Raw genomic sequence first — 19,361 nt, forward strand, 5'->3', positions numbered from 1 at the left:
AACTCCTTATATTACCAGCTGGCTTTACGCACGCCGGGAAGTTCACCCGCAAGGGCCTTTTCCCTGAAGCAGATACGGCAGATGCCATATTTACGCAGGAATGCACGAGGACGACCGCAGATGGGGCATCTGTTATATTCGCGCACTTTGAACTTAGGCTTACGTTTCGCCTTAACTTTTAAAGCTGTCCTGGCCAAAACGATATCCTCCTATTTCTTGAAGGGCATACCAAGAAGCTCGAGGAGCATCTTGCCTTCTTTATCAGTTTTAGCGGAGGTGACGATAGTCACGTTCATCCCTTTGGTGATCTCGATTTTATCGAGCTGAATCTCAGGAAAGATAGTCAGTTCCTTGATTCCGAGGGTGAAGTTACCGCGTCCATCGAAGCCTTTGTCAGGAATACCGCGAAAGTCGCGTACACGAGGAAGTGCAAAGCTAATCAGCTTGTCCAGAAAGTCCCACATGTGATCTCTACGAAGAGTAACACGGGAACCTACAGGCATTCCTTCGCGCAGCTTAAAAGCTGCAATTGACTTTTTCGCTCTGGTGACCACTGCGCGCTGACCTGCAATTGCAGTCAGTTCTTCAACAGCACCGTCGATGAGCTTAGCGTTCTGGCTTGCTTCACCGAGTCCGATGTTAAGAGAGATTGCCTTGATACCGGGAATCTCCATCGTACTCTTGTACCCGAACTCTTTGTTGAGAGCCGGGGCGACCTTGTCCGTATATATTTGTTCGAGACGTGTCATCGCAAAACCCTAGTCGATGATTTCGTTACATTTTTTACAAAAACGGATGTTCTTTCCGTCTTCGGTCTCACGTACGCCAACACGGGTTGCTTTTGTGCAAGCGGGGCACACAACCTGAATGTTGGAGATGTGAACAGGGGCTTCTTTCTCAACAATTCCGCCGGGCTGGTTTGCATACGGATTAGGCTTGGTGTGCCTGGAAACCATATTAACCTGCTCTACAAGGACGATGTCCTTTTTGCGGTTGATCTTAAGGACCTTGCCGATCTTCCCCTTATCCTTGCCGGCGATGACCATTACTTTGTCATCAACATGTATTTTGTTCATGCCGTTTACCTTCTTGTGATAAGGATTACAGTACCTCGGGAGCCAGAGAAACAATCTTCATGAAGCCTGCGCTTCTGAGTTCTCTAGCTACGGGCCCGAAAATACGGGTCCCAACCGGGTCACTTGAGTTATTAAGAAGAACGGCAGAGTTATTGTCGAACTTGATGTAAGAACCGTCAGGACGACCAATTTCTTTCTTGGTCCGAACAACGACAGCTTTCATCACAGCGCCCTTCTTCACTTTGGAATGGGGCATCGCTTCCTTAACGGAAACCACAATAATGTCTCCGACACTGGCGTAGCGTCTCTTGGAACCGCCCAGTACCTTAATACAAGATACTTTCTTGGCACCAGAGTTATCCGCTACGTCAAGTTTGGATTCTACCTGAATCATAGCTAATACCCCTAAACTGCTTTTTCCAGAATTTTATCGAGATGCCACCTTTTGCGCCGGCTAAGGGGGCGGAATTCAACAATCTGCACCTTATCGCCGATACCGCACTCATTGGACGGATCATGTGCCATGAATTTGGTGTGGCGACGGATGAATTTTTTATACAGGGGGTGCTTCACGAGAGTCTCACAACGCACGACAATAGTCTTGTCGGCTTTATCAGAGACAACTACGCCGGTCAGCACGCGCCTGTTTCCTTTCAGATTAAGCTCTGCCATGGCTTATGCTCCCAGTTCCTTTTCACGCTGCACGGTGAGAATCTTTGCGATGTCTTTTTTAACATCAGACAGTCTCTGGGTGTTTTCCAGCTGTGCAGTAGCGTGCTGGAAACGAAGGTTGAAAAGCTCCTGACGGGCTTCTGCAAGCTTCTCGTTCAGAGCAGCGTTGTCGAGTTCACGAAGTTCTTTGGCTTTCATTTTACAACCCCTCCTTCACTACAATGGTAGTTTTAACAGGAAGCTTGTGAGATGCACGGACCAAAGCCTCTTTGGCCAGTTCAATGTCAACACCCTTCACTTCGTAGAGAATGCGACCGGGTTTAACCGGAGCCACCCAACCAACCGGGGAGCCTTTACCTTTACCCTGTCTGACTTCAGCAGGCTTAGCGGTGATAGGCATATCGGGGAAAACCCTGATCCATACCTGGCCGCCACGCTTGATGTGACGCATGATAGCGACACGAGCTGCTTCAATCTGGTTGTTGGTAAGTTTTCCGTGTTCCAGAGTCTTGATTGCAATATCGCCGAAAGCGATAGTGGAACCGCGCTGAGCTTTACCTTTCAGGCGGCCTTTCTGACGCTTACGGAATTTAACTTTTTTAGGTGATAGCATTACTGTTCCACCTCGTGGTCGAGAATTTCACCTTTGAAGATCCAGACCTTGATGCCGATAACACCGTAAGTAGTGTTAGCGCGTGCAACACCGTAGTCGATGTCAGCTCTGAGAGTCTGAAGGGGCACACGGCCATCGCGGTACCATTCGGTACGTGCGATTTCAGCACCGGCGAGACGGCCAGCACAAGCCACTTTGATACCCTCTGCGCCGAACTTGCGAGCGAGGCCCACAATGCGCTTCATAGCGCGACGGAAAGCCACACGGCGCTCAAGCTGCTGAGCAATGTTCTCAGCAACGAGCTGCGCGTCGGTTTCGGGACGGCGAATTTCGTTTACTTCGAGAGCGAATTCTTTATTAAACTTTCTACGAAGATCTTCACGAAGTTTTTCAATCTCAACACCTTTACGGCCGATAACAATACCGGGACGAGCAGTGTGGATGATCAGGCGGATTTTACCACCGGCACGCTCAATCTCAATTTTAGAGACGCCTGCGTGGAAGATCTTCTCTTTTACATATTTACGAATGCTGTCGTCTTCGTAGACGAAAGCGGGATAGTCCTTACTGGAGAACCATCTGGAAAGCCAGTTCTTGGTGTATCCAAGTCTGAAGCCGTATGGATGTACTTTCTGACCCATGACACTACCCTACATTTCTTTTACTACGACGGTTATATGGCTGGTGCGCTTGCGAATGCGATACGCACGACCCATAGCCCTGGGCTGAATTCTCTTCCAAGTAGGACCTTCATCAACTTTGACGATGTCTACGCAGAGAGAGTCAACATCCACTCCGGGAATCTGCTCGGCGTTAGCCACTGCAGAGTAAAGCACTTTACTGAGCATTTCAGCACCCTTTTTGGGGGTGAACTTCAGGATGTTGAGGGCTTCCTCAACCGGCTTTCCCTTGATGTTTTCCGCTACCAAGCGCACTTTCCTAGGAGAAATGCGCATATATTTTGCAATAGCTCTTGCTTCCATTGCTCAACACCTTCTAGCGTTTGGCCTTGCTTTTCTTGTCAGCAGCGTGGCCGTAGTAGGTACGGGTGGGGGAGAATTCGCCCAGCTTATGTCCTACCATGTTTTCGGTCACGAAGACAGGGATAAACTTACGGCCATTATGAACTGCGAAGGTCAGACCTACCATTTCAGGAATGATAGTGGAGCGACGGGACCAGGTCTGGATAACCTTGCGGTCACCTGATTCCTGAGCTTTTACGACCTTTTTAAGCAGATGATCGTCAATAAACGGGCCTTTTTTCAGTGATCTTGGCATTACAGTCTCCTACCTCTGCCCGCGGCGTTTAACGATGAGCTTGGAAGAAGGTTTCTTCTTACTGCGGGTCTTGTATCCCTTAGCAGGCATACCCCAAGGAGAAACGGGGTGTCTACCACCGGAACTGCGACCTTCACCACCACCGAGGGGGTGATCAATCGGGTTCATGGCAACACCACGAACTTTAGGTCTACGACCCAGCCAGCGGTTACGACCAGCCTTACCGAGGGTAATGTTTTCGTGGTGGATGTTACCAACCTGACCTACAGTAGCGCAGCAAGTTGCGAGAACCTTGCGGACTTCACCGGAAGGCATACGCAGAAGAGCATATTTGCCTTCTTTTGCGATGAGCTGTGCGTAGGTACCGGCAGCGCGGCAGAACTGGCCGCCTTTTCCGGGATACAATTCGATATTGTGAACGATAGTACCAACAGGAATGTTCTTCAGCAGGAGAGCGTTACCGGGTTTGATGTCGGCTTTCTCACCAGCGAGAATTTTGTCACCCTTGTTCAGTCCAACGGGACAAAGGATGTAGCGCTTTTCACCATCTGCGTAGTGCAGAAGAGCGATGCGAGCGGACCTGTTGGGATCATATTCGATTGAAGCAACAGTAGCGGGTACTTCCAACTTGTTACGTTTGAAGTCGATGATACGGTAAAGACGTTTAACGCCACCGCCACGACGACGGGAAGTAATCCGGCCGTTATTGTTTCTACCGGCCTTCTTGGTCAGCCCCTTGGTAAGGGACTTTTCCGGAGTAGACTTTGTGATCTCCTCAAAGGTGGAGATAGTCTGGAACCGGCGACCAGGGGAGGTCGGCTTCAGCTTACGGGTAGCCATCTCTTAAACTCCTTCGAAGAATTCGATTTTTTCGCCCGCAGAAAGCTTAACATAAGCTTTCTTGTAGCCGGACAATTTACCGACAACACGGCCGAACTTTCTGCGAAGACCGGGTCTTTTACGTACGATACGTACGGAATCAACCTTTACGTCAAAAGCAGACTCAACTGCTTTTTTGACTTCAGTCTTGTTGGCAGAAGGCAGCACATAAAAAGCGACCTGATTAGAGGACTCTTTAATGTCAGTGGCCTTTTCCGAAATGACCGGTTTGATAAGAATCTGAGTATAGTCCATGACTATTTCAACCTCTCCTGCAGATCCTGTGCTGCATTCTCAAGCATAACAACCTGACGATGCTTCAGAATGTCATAAACATTCAGCTGGTCGGCAGAGATGAGCTTGATGCCAGGGATGTTCCTCGCAGAAAGGAGGAGTTTATTATCAGCGTCCTTGACGATAACCAAGGCTTTATTCAGACCGAGAGCGTCAGCAACTTCTATGAAGAGCTTGGTCTTGATCTCGGGAAGGTCGATAGACTTAACAACCATCAGCTTCTCTTCGCTGAAACGGGAAGTCAGAGCCATTCTGAGAGCCAGACGGCGGACCTTTTTATTTACCTTGAAGGAGTAGTCACGGGGCTGGGGACCGAAAGTAGTTCCACCACCACGCCACAATGGTGAACGGGTGGAGCCCGCACGTGCACGACCGGTACCTTTCTGGCGCCAGGGCTTAGCACCACCGCCACGTTTCATACCACGAGTTTTAGTGGCATGAGTACCCTGGCGTTTGGCTGCAAGCTGGGAACGTACTACGAGATGCAGGATTTCAGGCTTGACCGGAACTTCGAAAACTTCCGGAGCAAGATCCATGCTCCCTACTTCCTTTTTAGTTTGATCATATATAGTAATGGTAGCCATTTTTTAATTCCTCTAGCTGGTCTTGCGGATCATCACCAGACCGTTCTTAGGACCGGGAACCTGTCCCTTTACCACAAGAACATTTTCGTCGGTGCGAACGTCTACGATTTCGATGTTGGAAACAGTAACGCGCTCATTACCCATCTGACCGGGCATTTTTTTGCCTTTGAATACTTTGCCAGGGAAAGTAGCGTGGCCGATGGAACCAGGAGAACGGTGTACCTTTTCAGCACCGTGAGAAGCTCGGGAACCAGCGAAGTTCCAACGCTTCATTACGCCCTGAAAACCTTTACCCTTGGAGGTGCCGGTCACTTTGACCTTTTCACCTGCGGCAAAGATGTCCACGGAGATTTCCTGGCCCAGTTCGTAGTCAGCTACAGACTCAAGGGGAAACTCGCGAAGGTGACGGAAGTAGCCTTTACCGGCTTTTTCCTGATGACCTTTAGCGGGCTTGTTAACCTTGCGCTCAGGAAGAGCGTCGTAGCCGAGCTGGATGGCGTTGTAGCCTTCCTTCTCTTCAGTCTTGACCTGCATAACAGGACAAGGACCTACTTCGAGAACAGTGACAGGCACGATAGAACCGTCGTCAGCGAAGACGCGGGTCATGCCCAGTTTTTTACCGAGTAAACCGATAGTTTTTGCCATGTTGAAGCCCTCCCTTACAGCTTGATTTCAACGTCAACACCAGCGGGCAGGCTGAGCTTGCCAAGTGCGTCAACGGTCTGCTGGGTGGGTTCAAGAATGTCAAGCAGACGCTTGTGGATTCTCATCTCAAACTGCTCACGAGACTTTTTGTCTACGTGCACAGAACGCTGAATGGTAGTACGGCTGATCTGTGTGGGCAGCGGGACGGGACCTGCGATAGCAGCGCCAGTATTGCGGGCAGTATCCACAATCTCGGTAACTGCTTTATCAAGGATACGGTAGTCGTATGCCTTGAGCTTGATCCTGATACGATCACTAGTCATAGAAACCATGTTAATTTCTCCTAAATGAATTCAGAGACGGCCTTTTATTACTTGCAACGGTAAGAAGGAATGTGAGGTGAACCCTTCCTGGCCTGGTATGGTCGTCCAGCCAGCATGCCGGACCTTATACCCTATCTCTGTGGTTTCACGGGGTGGTTCCCGTAAAAAAAGAACCCCCCGAATCTCTTAACGAGGTCCGGGAGGTATAGTGCTTTTTCAGCTTTGCTGTCAAGCTTATTTCAACGAAAAATTAAAATAAATCTAATTTTTGTTAATCAGCTCTTCAGCGATGGAAGCTGGAACAGGCTCGTAGTGGTCAAACTGCATGGTGAAAGTTGCGCGACCCTGAGTCTTGGAGCGGAGATCAGTTGCATAACCGAACATTTCGCTAAGGGGTACATCACACTTTACTACCTGTGCGTTAGCACGGGCTTCCATGGAGCCTACACGACCGCGGCGACCGTTAAGGTCACCCATAACGTCACCGAGGTACTCTTCAGGAGTAACTACTTCAACAGACATGATGGGCTCGAGCAACTGGGGAGCAGCTTTTTTAACCGCTTCCTTAAGTGCCATAGAACCGGCAATGTAGAAAGCCTGCTCAGAGGAGTCAACATCGTGGTAGGAACCATAAGTAAGGGTTGCCTTAATATCTACGAGCGGGAAGCCGGCGATAACACCGTTCTTCATTGCATCGTGCATACCACGGTCAACTGCGGGGATGTATTCTTTCGGAATTACGCCGCCTTTAATTTCGTCGACGAATTCGTATTCACTTTCTTTGTTGGGCTCGATGGTAACAACAACGTGACCGTACTGACCACGACCACCGGACTGCTTTGCGTACTTATGATCAACTTCAACCTTTTTGGTGATAGTTTCACGGTAAGCAACGCGAGGAGCACCGACGTTTGCGTTAACATTGAATTCCCGCAAGAGGCGGTCAACAATAACTTCAAGGTGAAGTTCGCCCATACCGGAGATCAAAGTCTGACCGGTTTCCTCGTCACCTTTAACGCGGAAAGAGGGGTCTTCTTTAGCGAGCTTGGCGAGGCCCTGGCTGAGCAGATCGCGGTCAGCCTTGGTCTTGGGCTCAATAGCAACTTCGATAACCGGTTCGGGAATATCGAGGGATTCGAGGACAACTGCGTTCTTCTGTTCGCAGAGAGTGTCACCGGTAGCCATGTTTTTAAGTCCAACAGCAGCTACGATGTCACCAGCGTATGCTTCCTTGATTTCCTCACGCTTGTTAGCATGCATCTTGAGCAGACGACCGATACGCTCTTTTTTACCTGTTGCGCCGTTGATAAATGTAGCACCGGATTCAATTTTACCGGAGTACAGACGCAGGAAGGTAAGGTGACCAACGAAGGGGTCGGTCATGAGCTTGAAGGAGAGAGCTGCAAGCGGAAGATTGTCATCACAGGGACACTCAATTTCCTTATCAGTTCCGGGCTCGGCACCAACAATAGCAGCAATATCCATGGGAGAAGGAAGATAGTCAACAACAGCGTCAAGCAGAGGCTGCACACCTTTGTTCTTGAATGCGGTGCCGCAAAGAACGGGGCAGATGGTCAGGCTGATGGTAGCTGCGCGGATACCCTTAATAATTTCTTCGGGGGTAAGATCTTCACCGCCGAGATACTTATCAAGAAGCTCTTCGTCTTCTTCAGCAATAGCTTCGATCAATTCAAGGCGCATAGCTTCATACTGATCCATCATGTCAGCAGGGATATCTTCAATAGAATAGTCCTTGCCCATGTCGTCAGTGTAGATGAAGGCCTTACCAGTGATAAGGTCAATTGCACCCTGATACTCGTCTTCAGCTCCAATGGGGATCTGAAGAGGTACAGCTTTAGCGCCAAGACGATCCTTGAGCATTTCTACACAGCGGAAGAAATCTGCTCCGATACGGTCCATCTTGTTAACGAAAGCCATACGGGGAACTTTATATCTGTCAGCCTGACGCCATACGGTTTCAGACTGAGGCTCAACACCGGCTACTGCGTCGAAAACGGCAACTGCACCGTCGAGTACGCGCAGTGCACGTTCAACTTCCATAGTGAAGTCAACGTGACCGGGAGTATCAATAATGTTGATACGGTGATCTTTCCACATACAGGTGGTAGCAGCACTGGTAATGGTAATACCGCGTTCCTGCTCCTGTACCATCCAGTCCATAGTGGCTTCGCCGTCATGAACTTCACCGATCTTGTGAGAAACACCAGTATAGAAAAGAATGCGCTCGGTAGTGGTAGTCTTACCCGCATCAATGTGGGCCATGATACCAATATTACGCTGTTTATCTCTAGCAACCTTTCTAGCCACTTTGTACTCCGATTACCAACGGTAGTGAGCAAAAGCCTTGTTGGCTTCGGCCATACGATGGGTGTCTTCCTTTTTCTTCACAGCTCCGCCGCGCTTGTTGTAAGCATCGAGGAACTCACCGCTAAGACGGGCGACCATGCCCTTCTCACCCCTGGAACGCGCGAAGTTGATCAGCCATCTGATAGCCAGGGAAACCTGACGCTCAGGGCGAACTTCTACGGGAACCTGGTAAGTAGCACCACCAACACGGCGGGACTTAACTTCTACGTGAGGCTTAACGTTTTCCACTGCCTTTTCAAAAGCCTTGATCGGATCTTCCTGGGTTTTGTCACCGAGGAATTCAAGAGCTTGGTAGAATATATTTTCAGACACACTCTTCTTTCCGTCGTACATGAGTCTATTCATGAACTTGGTAGCGAGCTGAGAACCGTATACCGGATCGGGAAGAATCTGTCTTTTGGGTACCGGACCTTTACGAGGCATATTGGTATACTCCTTGGAATTTAATGCTATTTAGGACGCTTTGCGCCATACTTGGAACGACCCTGACGACGATCTGCAACACCAGCGGTGTCGAGGGAGCCGCGGACGATGTGGTAACGAACACCAGGTAAGTCTTTTACACGACCACCACGGATAAGTACCACAGAGTGTTCCTGAAGGTTATGACCTTCACCACCGATGTATGCAGTAACTTCGATGGCATTGGTCAGACGCACACGAGCGACCTTACGCAGTGCGGAGTTAGGCTTCTTAGGGGTTGTGGTGTACACGCGAGTGCATACGCCACGGCGCTGGGGGCAGGCCTGAAGCGCAGGAGTCTTCTTACGCTTGAGCTGCTTTTCACGCCCTTTTCTTATAAGCTGATTGATGGTTGGCATGAACCCTCCAAATTAAGTTTAATTACAAAGACCGACGCAGTTAGACTAATATTTCACAATTTGTCAAGACAAATTGTGAAATATCTGCTCCGTTGTCATGCGAGTCAGGCTGCAACCACCTGCTCAACAGACCGGTTCTGCGTATTGGCGCCAGCACTATCTTTCGTTAACGAGCAACGGTTCTTCTTCAAGTTCTTCGAGGAACTTATCGGCACGTTCAGGCTGATCGGGAACGATAATATCTGTGCGTGCGTACTTACGGAAACCGGTACCAGCCGGAATGAGTCGACCAACGATGACGTTTTCTTTCAAGCCGCGCAGGTAATCCTTCTTGCCACAAAGTGAAGACTCGGTAAGAACCTTGGTAGTCTCCTGAAATGAAGCAGCAGAGATAAAAGAGGCGGTTGAAAGTGAAGCCTGGGTAATACCGAGAACATGTGTCTGTGCGGTAGCAGGCTTAAGTCCGTTAGCAACTGCGTCCTGGTTGGTTTCCATGAAACGCTGCTTGTCCACCTGTTCGCCCACAAGAAAGTGGGTCTCACCGGGATCAACGATGCTGACCTTCTTGAGCATCTGGCGGACAATAACTTCAATGTGCTTATCGTTAATTCCAACACCCTGAAAACGGTAAACGTCCTGAATCTCCTCAACCAGAAAGCGTGCGAGAAATTTCTCACCTTTAACTTTCAGGATATCGTGCAGTTCGGGCAGACCTTCAGTCATCAGGTCACCGGCTTCAACGAAGTCGCCTTCCTGAGCTGTGATATGACGGCCTTTGGGCACGAGATATTCTTTTGTTTCACCTATTTCAGGGGTAACAACAATTTTGCGCTTGCCTTTGGATTCAGGTCCATAGGAGACCACACCATCAATCTCCGAAATGATTCCAAGTTCCTTTGGTTTACGCACTTCAAACAGTTCCGCAACTCGGGGAAGACCACCAACGATGTCTTTGGTCTTCGAGGTTTCGCGGAGCTTACGGGCAATAATGTCACCAGCATTAATGACATTACCGTCCTTAACCATCAAAATCGCTCCAACCGGCAGCGGGTAAATCGCTTTCAGGGTGGATCCCGGACGAGTCAAGGGTTCTCCCTCTTCGTCGCAGATAGAAATTGACGGCTTAAAGTTGGTTGTCCGGTACTCCTGGATTGTGTAAGTAGCCTGTCCTGTGGCTTCGTCAACACGTTCCTGATAAGTTTTACCTTCAACAAGGTCGGAAAACTTAACGATACCAGTTACTTCTGTGATGAAGGGTTCTGCAAGCGGATCCCACTCGGCCAGCATGGTTCCTTGTGTGATCTGTTGCCCTTCTTCGACAAATAATTTTGCACCAAGGGGAAGAACGTATTTTTCGCGTTCCCTGCCCTGCTCATCCACAACACCGACCTGGCAACTCTTACCAAGTACCATCTGATGGCCATCGACGTTACGTACTGAGCGCATGCGGTTCATAACAATAGAACCGTTATGCTGTGCTTCAAAAGATGACTGCTGAATTTCACGAGATGCGGTACCACCGATATGGAAGGTACGCATTGTCAGCTGTGTTCCAGGTTCACCAATGGACTGCGCAGCGATGATACCAACGGTTTCACCTACGTTTACAACATGTCCTCGTGCGAGATCACGACCGTAACACATAGCGCAGATACCATGTTTGGAACGACAGGTCAGCGGAGAACGGACAGTCATAGAGTTGATACCGTTGTCATCGATGGCCTTAGCTGCTGCTTCATCAATAAGAGAATCAGCAGGAACAAGAATCTCACCAGTATCTTCTTTAACTACGTCATAGATTGTCACGCGGCCAAGAACCTTTTCGGACAGTCTTTCCTTGATTTCGCCACCTTTGATGTAGTGGGTCAGCTCAAGTCCATCAACTGTGCGGCAGTCATGTTCTGCAATGGTCACATCCTGAACAACGTCAACGAGACGACGTGTCAAGTAACCGGAGTTCGCAGTTTTCAGCGCAGTATCAGCGAGACCTTTACGAGCACCGTGAGTAGAAATGAAGTACTGAAGAACGGAGAGACCTTCACGGAAGGATGAAGTAATCGGAGTTTCGATAATTTCACCGGAAGGTTTCGCCATCAGACCACGCATACCTGCGAGCTGACGCATCTGGTCCTGGTTACCTCGAGCACCGGAATGAGCCATCATGAAGACCGGGTTGAAGGAGGAGTTTGTTTCCTCTTTACCGGTCTTGGGGTCAACCATGACATCTGTAGACATTTCATTGGTCATCTCAGCTGAAACGTCATTAGTAACTTTAGTCCAAACGTCGACAACTTTGTTGTATTTCTCAGTACGGGTAATAATACCTTCACGATACTGGGATTCAATGTCTTCTACTTCGGCATATGCATCATCAAGCAATCCGGCCTTTTTGGCAGGAATTGTCAGGTCCTTAACACCGATGGTTATTGCTGCACGTGTTGCGTGCTCATAACCGAGGTCCTTAAGGCGGTCACAGAGGATAACAGTCGCTTTACTGCCTGCTGTGCGGTAAGCACTGGAAACGAGCTTAGCGATGTTCTTTTTAGTCATGACCACGTTGGCGTATTCGAAACCCATACCTTCCGGAACCAGTTCTCCAACAAGAATTCGGCCGGGAGTGGTTTCAACCAATTCGCCTTCGATGCGGACTTTGATACGTGCGTGCATGCTGACAACTTTAGCGTCGAGAGCAGCAATAACTTCCCAAGGTGCGGTGAACATCATGCCCTCCCCTTTGGAGAAAGAACGCTCAACAGTCAGGTAGTAGAGACCGAGAACGATATCCTGCGAAGGGTTGATAATGGGCTGTCCGTTTGCAGGGGACAGGATGTTGTTAGAAGACATCATCAGAACACGACACTCAATCTGTGCTTCAACAGAAAGAGGTACGTGTACAGCCATCTGGTCACCGTCAAAGTCAGCGTTGTAAGCTGAACATACCAGCGGATGCAGCTGAATCGCCTTACCTTCGACCAGAGTCGGCTCAAAAGACTGAATACCGAGGCGGTGAAGGGTCGGAGCACGGTTGAGCATAATCGGGTATTCGCGGACAACATCATCAAGGATATCCCAGACGACGAGATCTTCACGTTCAACCATCTTTTTAGCGCTTTTGATGGTTGTTGCGATTTCGCGACGCTCAAGTTCGGCGTAAATAAAAGGCTTAAACAGCTCCAGAGCCATCTTCTTGGGAAGACCGCACTGGTGCAGCTTCAGCTTCGGACCAACAACAATTACGGAACGACCGGAGTAGTCAACACGCTTACCGAGAAGGTTCTGACGGAAGCGACCCTGCTTACCCTTAATCATGTCAGAGAGGGATTTCAGGGGACGGCCGTTGGTACCGGTAATAGCGCGGCCACGACGACCGTTGTCGAACAGTGCGTCAACAGACTCCTGCAGCATACGCTTTTCGTTGCGGATAATGATGTCCGGTGCGCCAAGTTCAATCAGACGCTTCAGACGGTTGTTCCTGTTGATGACGCGACGGTAGAGGTCGTTAAGGTCGGAAGTTGCGAAACGTCCGCCATCAAGGGGAACCAGAGGGCGAAGCTCGGGCGGAATAACCGGAACAACATCCATGATCATCCACTGGCAATCGTTGCCGGACTCAAGAAAAGCTTCAACGATCTTGAGACGTTTGGTGAGCTTTTTCTTCTTGGTCTGAGAACGGGTAGTCAGGGATTCTTCACGAAGTTCGTGTCTCAGTGTAGGCATATCGATCTGGGCCAACAGACCTTTGATCGTTTCAGCGCCCATGCCCACTTCGATAGCCTCTTCGCCGTAGTGGTCGATAACCTGGAAATACTGATCTTCAGAAATAATCTGATACTGCTTGAGGGGTGTTTCTCCCGGATCAAGCACAATATAGGAATCGAAGTACAAGACCTTTTCAAGGTCGGCCATGGTGATGTCCAGCAGGGTACCGATCTTGGAAGGCAGTGTCTTCAGAAACCAGATATGGGCGACAGGAGCTGCAAGCTCAATGTGGCCCATGCGTTCACGTCTGACTTTAGAAGCGATAACTTCAACACCGCATTTCTCACATACGATGCCGCGGTGCTTCATGCGCTTATATTTACCGCAGTTACACTCGTAGTCTTTTACGGGTCCGAAAATTTTAGCACAGAAAAGACCATCTCTTTCCGGCTTGAAAGTCCTGTAGTTGATGGTCTCGGGCTTCTTGACTTCACCGAAGGACCACTCACGGATCTTTTCGGGAGAAGCAATGGAAATCTGAATACCTTTGAGGCCGCGTCCCGCGAGACCTGCGCCGGATGTTCTACGCATAGTGAACAGTTCGTCCAGACTCATTAATATACCCCTTACATGAAAAGGTTTATTTAGTCGCGGGGGCCTTCTAGACCCCCGCGTTCATTATTTCTTGTCGGCAGTTTCTTCGACTTCATCCTGAAGCAGATTAACATCAAGGCCGAGAGACATAAGCTCTTTGACCAGAACGTTAAATGATTCGGGCAGACCGGCTTCAAGGAAGTTGTCTCCCTTAACGATCTTTTCGTACATCTTAACACGACCGGTTACGTCGTCGGACTTGACGGTCAGGAATTCCTGAAGCAGGTAGGCTGCGCCGTACGCTTCAAGAGCCCAAACTTCCATCTCACCGAGACGCTGACCACCAAACTGTGCCTTACCGCCAAGAGGCTGCTGGGTAACCAGCGAGTAAGGACCGGTGGAACGGGCATGAATCTTTTCATCAACAAGGTGGTGCAACTTGAGGATGTACATTACGCCGACTGTTACGCGGTTGTGGAAAGGATCACCGGTACGTCCGTCGTAGAGGGTAACCTTACCATCTTCGCCGATACCGGTTTTGCCAACCAGATCCCAAATTTCATCTTCGGTAGCACCGTCAAAGACCGGGGTCTTGGTCACAATACCTTCGCGAGCTTTGTTAACCGCGAGTCTGAAATCCTCGTCATCCAGAGAATCGATAAGTTCGTAGACGTCTTCAGATTCGAAGGTGTCCTTGATTTCCTGACGGATAACGCCGAGGGCTTCACCTGTATCAAGCATGGTTGCGAACTTCTGACCAAGCGCAAGAGCAGCCCAGCCGAGGTGTGTTTCCATGATCTGACCGATGTTCATACGAGACGGAACACCAAGCGGGTTCAGTACGATGTCCATGGGAGTACCGTTATCGAAGAACGGCATATCCTGTTCGGGCAGAATGTTGGAGACAACACCTTTGTTACCATGGCGACCAGCCATTTTGTCACCTACGCTGAGCTTACGCTTAACAGCGATGTAGACTTTGACCATCTTAATAACGCCCGGTGGCAGATCGTCACCTTCGGTAACCTTTTCGCGTTTCACATCATAAATGCCTTTGATGATGCGAATCTGCTTGTCGTATTCAGCGAGCAGCTGTTTAACTGCTTCGTTAGTGTCTTTATCTGCAAAGAGTCCGCCCAGCTTCTTGAGGGGTACTTCAGCCAGAATTTCATCAGTGATGATGTGACCGGCTTCAGCAAGTACCTCACCCTTTCTGCGTCCCATGAGGGTCTGGGCGATCTGCTTATTAGCTACCACTTCCGCAACTTTAACGCGGGTTTTGGTAGTCAAGGATTCGACGTGCTTGCTTTCTTTCATGTCATGCTTAGCAAGCTCAAAATCCTCGATATTTTTGGTACGGTCATCTTTTTCACCGGAACGGCGGTTGAAGACTTTGACGTCAACGATAGTACCTTCGATTCCCGGCGGAACCTTGAGGGATGTGTTTTTCACATCGCGAGCCTTGTCACCGAAGATCGCGCGAAGCAGCTTTTCTTCTGGAGTAAGCTGTGTTTCACCTTTAGGAGTGATCTTACCGACAAGAATATCGTCGGGAGCGATACGTGCACCAAGACGAATGATTCCGCATTCGTCAAGATTGCTGAGCATATCTTCACTCACGTTGGGAATATCGCGGGTAACTTCTTCGGGTCCAAGCTTGGTGTCACGAGCAACGAGTTCAAATTCCTCAATATGAACAGAGGTAAACACGTCTTCCTTAACAACACGCTCGGAAATGAGGATGGAGTCCTCAAAGTTGTAACCACACCAAGGCATGAACGCTACGAGGAGGTTCTTACCGAGGGCAAGTTCACCGTCTTTGATACCGGGACCGTCAGCAAGGACATCGCCCTTCTTGACACGGGTTCCGATAGGCAGACGGGGACGCTGACCGTAGCAGGAGTTCTGGTTGGACTTGTGCCACTTCTGCAGCTCGTAATGTTTCACACCGCCGGTATCAGGATAGATGCCGTCGTCGTAGCGAACCACGAGACGCTCAGCGTCAACATAATCGATATAACCGTCATTCTCGGCGAGAACACAGCTACCGGAATCCTGCGCAACGTTGGCTTCCATGCCGGTACCAACCAGAGGCTGGGAGGTTTTCAGCAGGGGGACAGCCTGACGCTGCATGTTAGAACCCATGAGTGCGCGGTTCGCATCGTCATGCTCAAGGAACGGAATCAGCGCAGCAGAGACAGAAACAGTCTGGCTGGGGCTGATATCCATCAGGGTGGTGTCTTCACGCGGATGCATGGAAACGTCACCGTTCAAGCGTGCGGTAACCAGCGGGTTCTTGAATGCACCTTCTGCGTCGATAGGGGCGTTTGCCTGAGCAACAACATGCCCTACTTCGCGAGTAGCATCGTAATATAAAATCTCGTCGGTCATCTTGGAGTCTTTGATTGTCCTGTAAGGGCTTTCAATGAAACCGAAGTCGTTGACCTTGGAGTAAGTAGTGAGTGAAACAATCAGACCAATGTTCGGTCCTTCAGGTGTTTCAATAGGGCAGATACGTCCGTAATGTGAGACATGAACGTCACGGACTTCAAACCCAGCGCGCTCACGAGTAAGACCACCAGGCCCCAGAGCGGAGAGTCTGCGCTTATGGGTAACTTCGGAAAGGGGGTTGGTCTGGTCCATGAACTGGGAGAGCTGGGAAGTTCCGAAGAACTCTTTGAGTACAGCTGCAACCGGTTTGGGGTTGATCAGGTCATGAGGCATGAGAGTAGCCACTTCCTGGAGACTCATGCGCTCCTTGATGGCTCTTTCCATACGTACGAGACCGATGCGGTACTGGTTTTCAACCAGTTCGCCAACCGGACGGACACGTCTGTTACCGAGGTTATCAATATCATCAGCGGGACCGTGGCTGTCCTTGAGCTTAAGCAGTACCTTAACCGCAGTAAGAATATCTTCATTAGTCAGGGTGCGCAGTTCAAGGGGAGTCTCAATATTGAGACGTGCGTTCAGCTTATAGCGACCAACGCTGGAGAGGTCATAGTAATCTGAACTGCGGAACAGATTCTCAAAGAAGTTAGAAGCAATCTCAGCTGTGGGCGGAGAACTTGGACGCAATCTGCGGTAAATCTCAATCTGAGCGGACTCAACATCAGTGGACTTGTCCAGCATCATGGAATCACGAAGTGCCGAAGAAACGTCAGCACCCTGAGTATGCAGAACTTTAACATCCTTGATACCCACTTCCATGATACGCTCAAAGATCTCTTCAGTGATCTCATCTGCAGCTTCAGCAATAACTTCACCGGTATCAGGGTCTGTGATGTCATTGGATGCAAACTGACCAACAAGAGACTTAGGATCTACTTCGATGTATTCGACGCCGCCGCGGACAAGCTTCTTCCAACCGAATTTGGTGACCTGCTTGTCGCGCTTAACGATGACTTTGCCATCTTCGAGACAAAGGTCAACCCAGGCGTTTTCCTTACGGAACTGGCTCTCAACGACCTTACGGCGAACAATATGACGGTCAATCTGGAACTCTTCTACTTCATAATAGTAGTCGAGAATATCCTGCTTGGAGAGGCCCATGGCCTTGAGCAGTACGGTCGCGGGCATTTTGCGGCGACGGTCGATACGTACATAGAGAATATCTTTGTGGTCAAAATCAAAATCCAGCCAGGAACCGCGCATGGGGATAATGCGGCAGCTATAAAGAACCCTGCGGCTGGTATGTGTTTTACCGGAATCATGTTCGAAGATGATACCGGGGGAACGCTGCAACTGGTTAACAATTACACGTTCAGTACCATTTATAATAAAAGTACCCTGCTCACTCATGAGCGGCACGGTTCCGAAGTAAATATCCTGCTCTTTAATGTCGCGGATAGTTCTGCTTTCGGTCTCTTCGTCAACATCAAATACTACAAGGCGAACCTTAATACGTATAGGAGCTTCATAAGTGAGTCCCTTGGAGATACACTCGTCCATATCGTATTTAGGCTCTCCAATGTCATAGCTGACGTATTCGAGGCTTGCAGTTTTATTGAAGTCTTCAATCGGAAAAACCGAACGAAAAACCCCTTCGAGACCGACGTCTGCCCGGCTTGCGGGAGCTACGCCTTCCTGAAGGAATTTTTTGAAGGAATCCACCTGCAGTTCAAGCAAGTGGGGAATCGGCAGAGTAACTTTGATCTTTCCAAATATTTTTCTGAGCTGACCCATCGTATCCTCATCAAGTGAGAAGGTTAGGGTTGGAATGAAGCAATTTGACGAACATCAACCAATAAATAGTCGGTTACAAGTCAAAAAGTACAAGATAAACGTAGGCGGCAGAACAACATGCCTGAAAAGAAATTTTTTTAGGGTTTATTTTGATCGCGCTAAAAGATCCGGCTGCGCCTTTTCCGAATCTTACCAAAATAATTGATCAGGCAATTTTGTCAATCTTTTTAACAGCGAGAAGAGCGCAACCCCATTTTACAGGGGTTTGCGCTCCTCTTACTATAGCGATAAATTCGCTTGAATTACTTCATTTCGGCTTCAGCACCGGCTTCTTCAAGCTGCTTGAGAGCTTCTTCAGCTTCTGCTTTTTCTACGCCTTCTTTAATCGCTGCGGGAGCTTCGTCTACTTTAGCCTTAGCTTCTTTGAGGCCAAGACCGGTCAGAGCGCGAACTGCTTTAATTACAGCAATTTTGTTGCCGCCAGCGCCTTTGAGGATAACATCGAATTCAGTTTGTTCTTCAGCTGCTGCTTCGCCGCCTGCTGCGCCGGGCATAGCTGCTACTGCTGCTACGGGAGCTGCAGCAGAAACGCCGAATTTGTCTTCCAGTTCGGTAATGAACTCGGAGAGTTCGAGAACGGTCATGTTGGAGATGAATTCAACTACCTGATCTTTGGTGATATCTGCCATGGAAATTTCCTCCTGGGAATTTACTTTGATTTGCCTTGACTAGGCTGTTATGCAGCTTCTTTCTGATCTTTCAATGCAGTCAGAACGTTGAGGAAGCCACGGGGTACGTTTGCGAGCAAGCTCACAAAGTTGGTAGGTACAGCATTCATTGTACCCAGAGTTTTGCCGAGGAGCTCTTCCTTGCTCGGAAGCTTGGAAAGCGCCTTCACGCCATCTTCGTCAAGATATTTGCCCTCAAGGGATGCGAAACGCATGTCGAAAGTCTTGCTTTCTTTTGCGAAGTCCGCGACTGCCTTAGCTGCTGCAACAGGATCATCATATCCAGTTACGATAGCGCAGTTTTCCTTGAATTTGTCAGCCAGTACTTCATGATCAGTACCAGTGAAAGCCAACCGGGCCAGAGTGTTCTTGACGACTTGGCAATCGACACCGACACTTCTCAGGCTTGCGCGCAGACGAGTGAACTCTTCTACTTCGAGGCCTTTAAAGTCGGTAACGATGGCAATACTCGCCCTTTCAGCTTTTTCTTTAAGCTGCTCGATAATCTGGGCTTTATCTTGCCTGTTCACCTTAACACTCCTAATGATTTGACCCGGAAAGCAAGTCAAAGTGTTGTCTAAG

The 19,361-nt window shown here is 49.3% G+C and carries 22 protein-coding genes; all 22 read right to left on the bottom strand.

All coding sequences use genetic code 11. The features are described 5' to 3' along the window. Positions 1-11: 11 nt before the first annotated feature. Positions 12-197 (bottom strand): type Z 30S ribosomal protein S14, encoded by a 186-nt coding sequence (locus ACNI29_RS01510; protein WP_015337847.1) that lies wholly within the window; start codon positions 195-197, stop codon positions 12-14. A gap of 12 nt (positions 198-209) precedes the next feature. Further along, positions 210-749 carry a 50S ribosomal protein L5 gene (gene rplE, locus ACNI29_RS01515; protein ID WP_419780434.1) on the bottom strand — a complete coding sequence of 180 codons (540 nt, stop codon included), beginning with the start codon at positions 747-749 and terminating at the stop codon, positions 210-212. Positions 750-758: 9 nt separating this feature from the next. After that, entirely contained in the window at positions 759-1,076 is a 318-nt protein-coding gene (gene rplX, locus ACNI29_RS01520) for a 50S ribosomal protein L24 (protein ID WP_419780435.1), read from the bottom strand. Positions 1,077-1,101: 25 nt separating this feature from the next. Further along, positions 1,102-1,470: a 50S ribosomal protein L14 gene (gene rplN / locus ACNI29_RS01525; protein WP_419780436.1), complete on the bottom strand. Its 369-nt coding sequence runs from the start codon at positions 1,468-1,470 to the stop codon at positions 1,102-1,104. 11 nt (positions 1,471-1,481) lie between these two features. Further along, positions 1,482-1,748 carry a 30S ribosomal protein S17 gene (rpsQ, locus tag ACNI29_RS01530; RefSeq protein WP_319780461.1) on the bottom strand — a complete coding sequence of 89 codons (267 nt, stop codon included), beginning with the start codon at positions 1,746-1,748 and terminating at the stop codon, positions 1,482-1,484. A 3-nt stretch (positions 1,749-1,751) separates the two neighbouring features. Continuing rightward, positions 1,752-1,946, bottom strand: coding sequence for a 50S ribosomal protein L29 (gene rpmC / locus ACNI29_RS01535; RefSeq protein ID WP_015851075.1), 195 nt, complete (start codon positions 1,944-1,946; stop codon positions 1,752-1,754). 1 nt (position 1,947) lies between these two features. Then, positions 1,948-2,361, bottom strand: a complete 414-nt coding sequence (gene rplP / locus ACNI29_RS01540; RefSeq protein WP_163352555.1) for a 50S ribosomal protein L16 — start codon at positions 2,359-2,361, stop codon at positions 1,948-1,950. Continuing rightward, positions 2,361-3,002 carry a 30S ribosomal protein S3 gene (gene rpsC / locus ACNI29_RS01545; protein WP_319780464.1) on the bottom strand — a complete coding sequence of 214 codons (642 nt, stop codon included), beginning with the start codon at positions 3,000-3,002 and terminating at the stop codon, positions 2,361-2,363. The genes rplP and rpsC overlap by 1 nt, the downstream gene beginning before the upstream one ends. A gap of 9 nt (positions 3,003-3,011) precedes the next feature. Continuing rightward, positions 3,012-3,344, bottom strand: a complete 333-nt coding sequence (gene rplV / locus ACNI29_RS01550) for a 50S ribosomal protein L22 (protein WP_015851072.1) — start codon at positions 3,342-3,344, stop codon at positions 3,012-3,014. Between the two features lie 13 nt (positions 3,345-3,357). After that, the gene (rpsS, locus tag ACNI29_RS01555) at positions 3,358-3,639 is read right to left on the bottom strand and encodes a 30S ribosomal protein S19 (protein WP_015851071.1); all 282 of its coding nucleotides are present in this window, start codon (positions 3,637-3,639) and stop codon (positions 3,358-3,360) included. Positions 3,640-3,648: 9 nt separating this feature from the next. Beyond that, positions 3,649-4,479: a 50S ribosomal protein L2 gene (gene rplB, locus ACNI29_RS01560; RefSeq protein ID WP_419780437.1), complete on the bottom strand. Its 831-nt coding sequence runs from the start codon at positions 4,477-4,479 to the stop codon at positions 3,649-3,651. A gap of 3 nt (positions 4,480-4,482) precedes the next feature. Next, positions 4,483-4,773, bottom strand: coding sequence for a 50S ribosomal protein L23 (rplW, locus tag ACNI29_RS01565; protein WP_163292213.1), 291 nt, complete (start codon positions 4,771-4,773; stop codon positions 4,483-4,485). 2 nt (positions 4,774-4,775) lie between these two features. Next, positions 4,776-5,396, bottom strand: coding sequence for a 50S ribosomal protein L4 (rplD, locus tag ACNI29_RS01570; protein ID WP_419780438.1), 621 nt, complete (start codon positions 5,394-5,396; stop codon positions 4,776-4,778). 12 nt (positions 5,397-5,408) lie between these two features. After that, positions 5,409-6,041, bottom strand: coding sequence for a 50S ribosomal protein L3 (gene rplC, locus ACNI29_RS01575; RefSeq protein WP_163352551.1), 633 nt, complete (start codon positions 6,039-6,041; stop codon positions 5,409-5,411). Between the two features lie 14 nt (positions 6,042-6,055). Next, positions 6,056-6,373 (bottom strand): 30S ribosomal protein S10, encoded by a 318-nt coding sequence (gene rpsJ / locus ACNI29_RS01580; protein ID WP_419780439.1) that lies wholly within the window; start codon positions 6,371-6,373, stop codon positions 6,056-6,058. 252 nt (positions 6,374-6,625) lie between these two features. After that, positions 6,626-8,692: an elongation factor G gene (gene fusA, locus ACNI29_RS01585; protein WP_419780440.1), complete on the bottom strand. Its 2,067-nt coding sequence runs from the start codon at positions 8,690-8,692 to the stop codon at positions 6,626-6,628. A 12-nt stretch (positions 8,693-8,704) separates the two neighbouring features. Continuing rightward, positions 8,705-9,175: a 30S ribosomal protein S7 gene (gene rpsG / locus ACNI29_RS01590; protein WP_419780441.1), complete on the bottom strand. Its 471-nt coding sequence runs from the start codon at positions 9,173-9,175 to the stop codon at positions 8,705-8,707. A gap of 26 nt (positions 9,176-9,201) precedes the next feature. Then, on the bottom strand, positions 9,202-9,573 hold the full coding sequence (gene rpsL, locus ACNI29_RS01595; RefSeq protein ID WP_015851063.1) for a 30S ribosomal protein S12: 372 nt from the start codon (positions 9,571-9,573) through the stop codon (positions 9,202-9,204). A 156-nt stretch (positions 9,574-9,729) separates the two neighbouring features. Continuing rightward, the gene (gene rpoC / locus ACNI29_RS01600) at positions 9,730-13,863 is read right to left on the bottom strand and encodes a DNA-directed RNA polymerase subunit beta' (RefSeq protein ID WP_419782075.1); all 4,134 of its coding nucleotides are present in this window, start codon (positions 13,861-13,863) and stop codon (positions 9,730-9,732) included. Positions 13,864-13,950: 87 nt separating this feature from the next. Further along, complete coding sequence (gene rpoB, locus ACNI29_RS01605) at positions 13,951-18,051, bottom strand: DNA-directed RNA polymerase subunit beta (RefSeq protein WP_419780442.1); 4,101 nt, start codon at positions 18,049-18,051, stop codon at positions 13,951-13,953. Positions 18,052-18,353: 302 nt separating this feature from the next. Continuing rightward, positions 18,354-18,740 (bottom strand): 50S ribosomal protein L7/L12, encoded by a 387-nt coding sequence (gene rplL, locus ACNI29_RS01610; protein WP_419780443.1) that lies wholly within the window; start codon positions 18,738-18,740, stop codon positions 18,354-18,356. 47 nt (positions 18,741-18,787) lie between these two features. Further along, on the bottom strand, positions 18,788-19,309 hold the full coding sequence (gene rplJ / locus ACNI29_RS01615; protein ID WP_419780444.1) for a 50S ribosomal protein L10: 522 nt from the start codon (positions 19,307-19,309) through the stop codon (positions 18,788-18,790). Between the last annotated feature and the right edge of the window lie 52 nt (positions 19,310-19,361).

It is taken from the genome of Maridesulfovibrio spiralis (SeqCode), assembly GCF_048571135.1.
In the GTDB taxonomy this organism is placed as follows: Bacteria; Desulfobacterota; Desulfovibrionia; order Desulfovibrionales; family Desulfovibrionaceae; genus Maridesulfovibrio; species Maridesulfovibrio spiralis.

What these genes read in the sequence shown, in the direction of transcription:
- rplL (WP_419780443.1), bottom strand. Translation starts at nt 18,740, where the DNA reads ATGGCAGATATCACCAAAGATCAGGTAGTTGAATTCATCTCCAACATG.
- rpoC (WP_419782075.1), bottom strand. Translation starts at nt 13,863, where the DNA reads ATGCGTAGAACATCCGGCGCAGGTCTCGCGGGACGCGGCCTCAAAGGT.
- rpsL (WP_015851063.1), bottom strand. Translation starts at nt 9,573, where the DNA reads ATGCCAACCATCAATCAGCTTATAAGAAAAGGGCGTGAAAAGCAGCTC.
- rplE (WP_419780434.1), bottom strand. Translation starts at nt 749, where the DNA reads ATGACACGTCTCGAACAAATATATACGGACAAGGTCGCCCCGGCTCTC.
- rpoB (WP_419780442.1), bottom strand. Translation starts at nt 18,051, where the DNA reads ATGGGTCAGCTCAGAAAAATATTTGGAAAGATCAAAGTTACTCTGCCG.
- rpsC (WP_319780464.1), bottom strand. Translation starts at nt 3,002, where the DNA reads ATGGGTCAGAAAGTACATCCATACGGCTTCAGACTTGGATACACCAAG.
- rplP (WP_163352555.1), bottom strand. Translation starts at nt 2,361, where the DNA reads ATGCTATCACCTAAAAAAGTTAAATTCCGTAAGCGTCAGAAAGGCCGC.
- rplV (WP_015851072.1), bottom strand. Translation starts at nt 3,344, where the DNA reads ATGGAAGCAAGAGCTATTGCAAAATATATGCGCATTTCTCCTAGGAAA.
- rplC (WP_163352551.1), bottom strand. Translation starts at nt 6,041, where the DNA reads ATGGCAAAAACTATCGGTTTACTCGGTAAAAAACTGGGCATGACCCGC.
- rpsJ (WP_419780439.1), bottom strand. Translation starts at nt 6,373, where the DNA reads ATGGTTTCTATGACTAGTGATCGTATCAGGATCAAGCTCAAGGCATAC.
- rpsQ (WP_319780461.1), bottom strand. Translation starts at nt 1,748, where the DNA reads ATGGCAGAGCTTAATCTGAAAGGAAACAGGCGCGTGCTGACCGGCGTA.
- rplD (WP_419780438.1), bottom strand. Translation starts at nt 5,396, where the DNA reads ATGGCTACCATTACTATATATGATCAAACTAAAAAGGAAGTAGGGAGC.
- rpsG (WP_419780441.1), bottom strand. Translation starts at nt 9,175, where the DNA reads ATGCCTCGTAAAGGTCCGGTACCCAAAAGACAGATTCTTCCCGATCCG.
- rpsS (WP_015851071.1), bottom strand. Translation starts at nt 3,639, where the DNA reads ATGCCAAGATCACTGAAAAAAGGCCCGTTTATTGACGATCATCTGCTT.
- rplB (WP_419780437.1), bottom strand. Translation starts at nt 4,479, where the DNA reads ATGGCTACCCGTAAGCTGAAGCCGACCTCCCCTGGTCGCCGGTTCCAG.
- rplN (WP_419780436.1), bottom strand. Translation starts at nt 1,470, where the DNA reads ATGATTCAGGTAGAATCCAAACTTGACGTAGCGGATAACTCTGGTGCC.
- rpmC (WP_015851075.1), bottom strand. Translation starts at nt 1,946, where the DNA reads ATGAAAGCCAAAGAACTTCGTGAACTCGACAACGCTGCTCTGAACGAG.
- rplX (WP_419780435.1), bottom strand. Translation starts at nt 1,076, where the DNA reads ATGAACAAAATACATGTTGATGACAAAGTAATGGTCATCGCCGGCAAG.
- rplW (WP_163292213.1), bottom strand. Translation starts at nt 4,773, where the DNA reads ATGGACTATACTCAGATTCTTATCAAACCGGTCATTTCGGAAAAGGCC.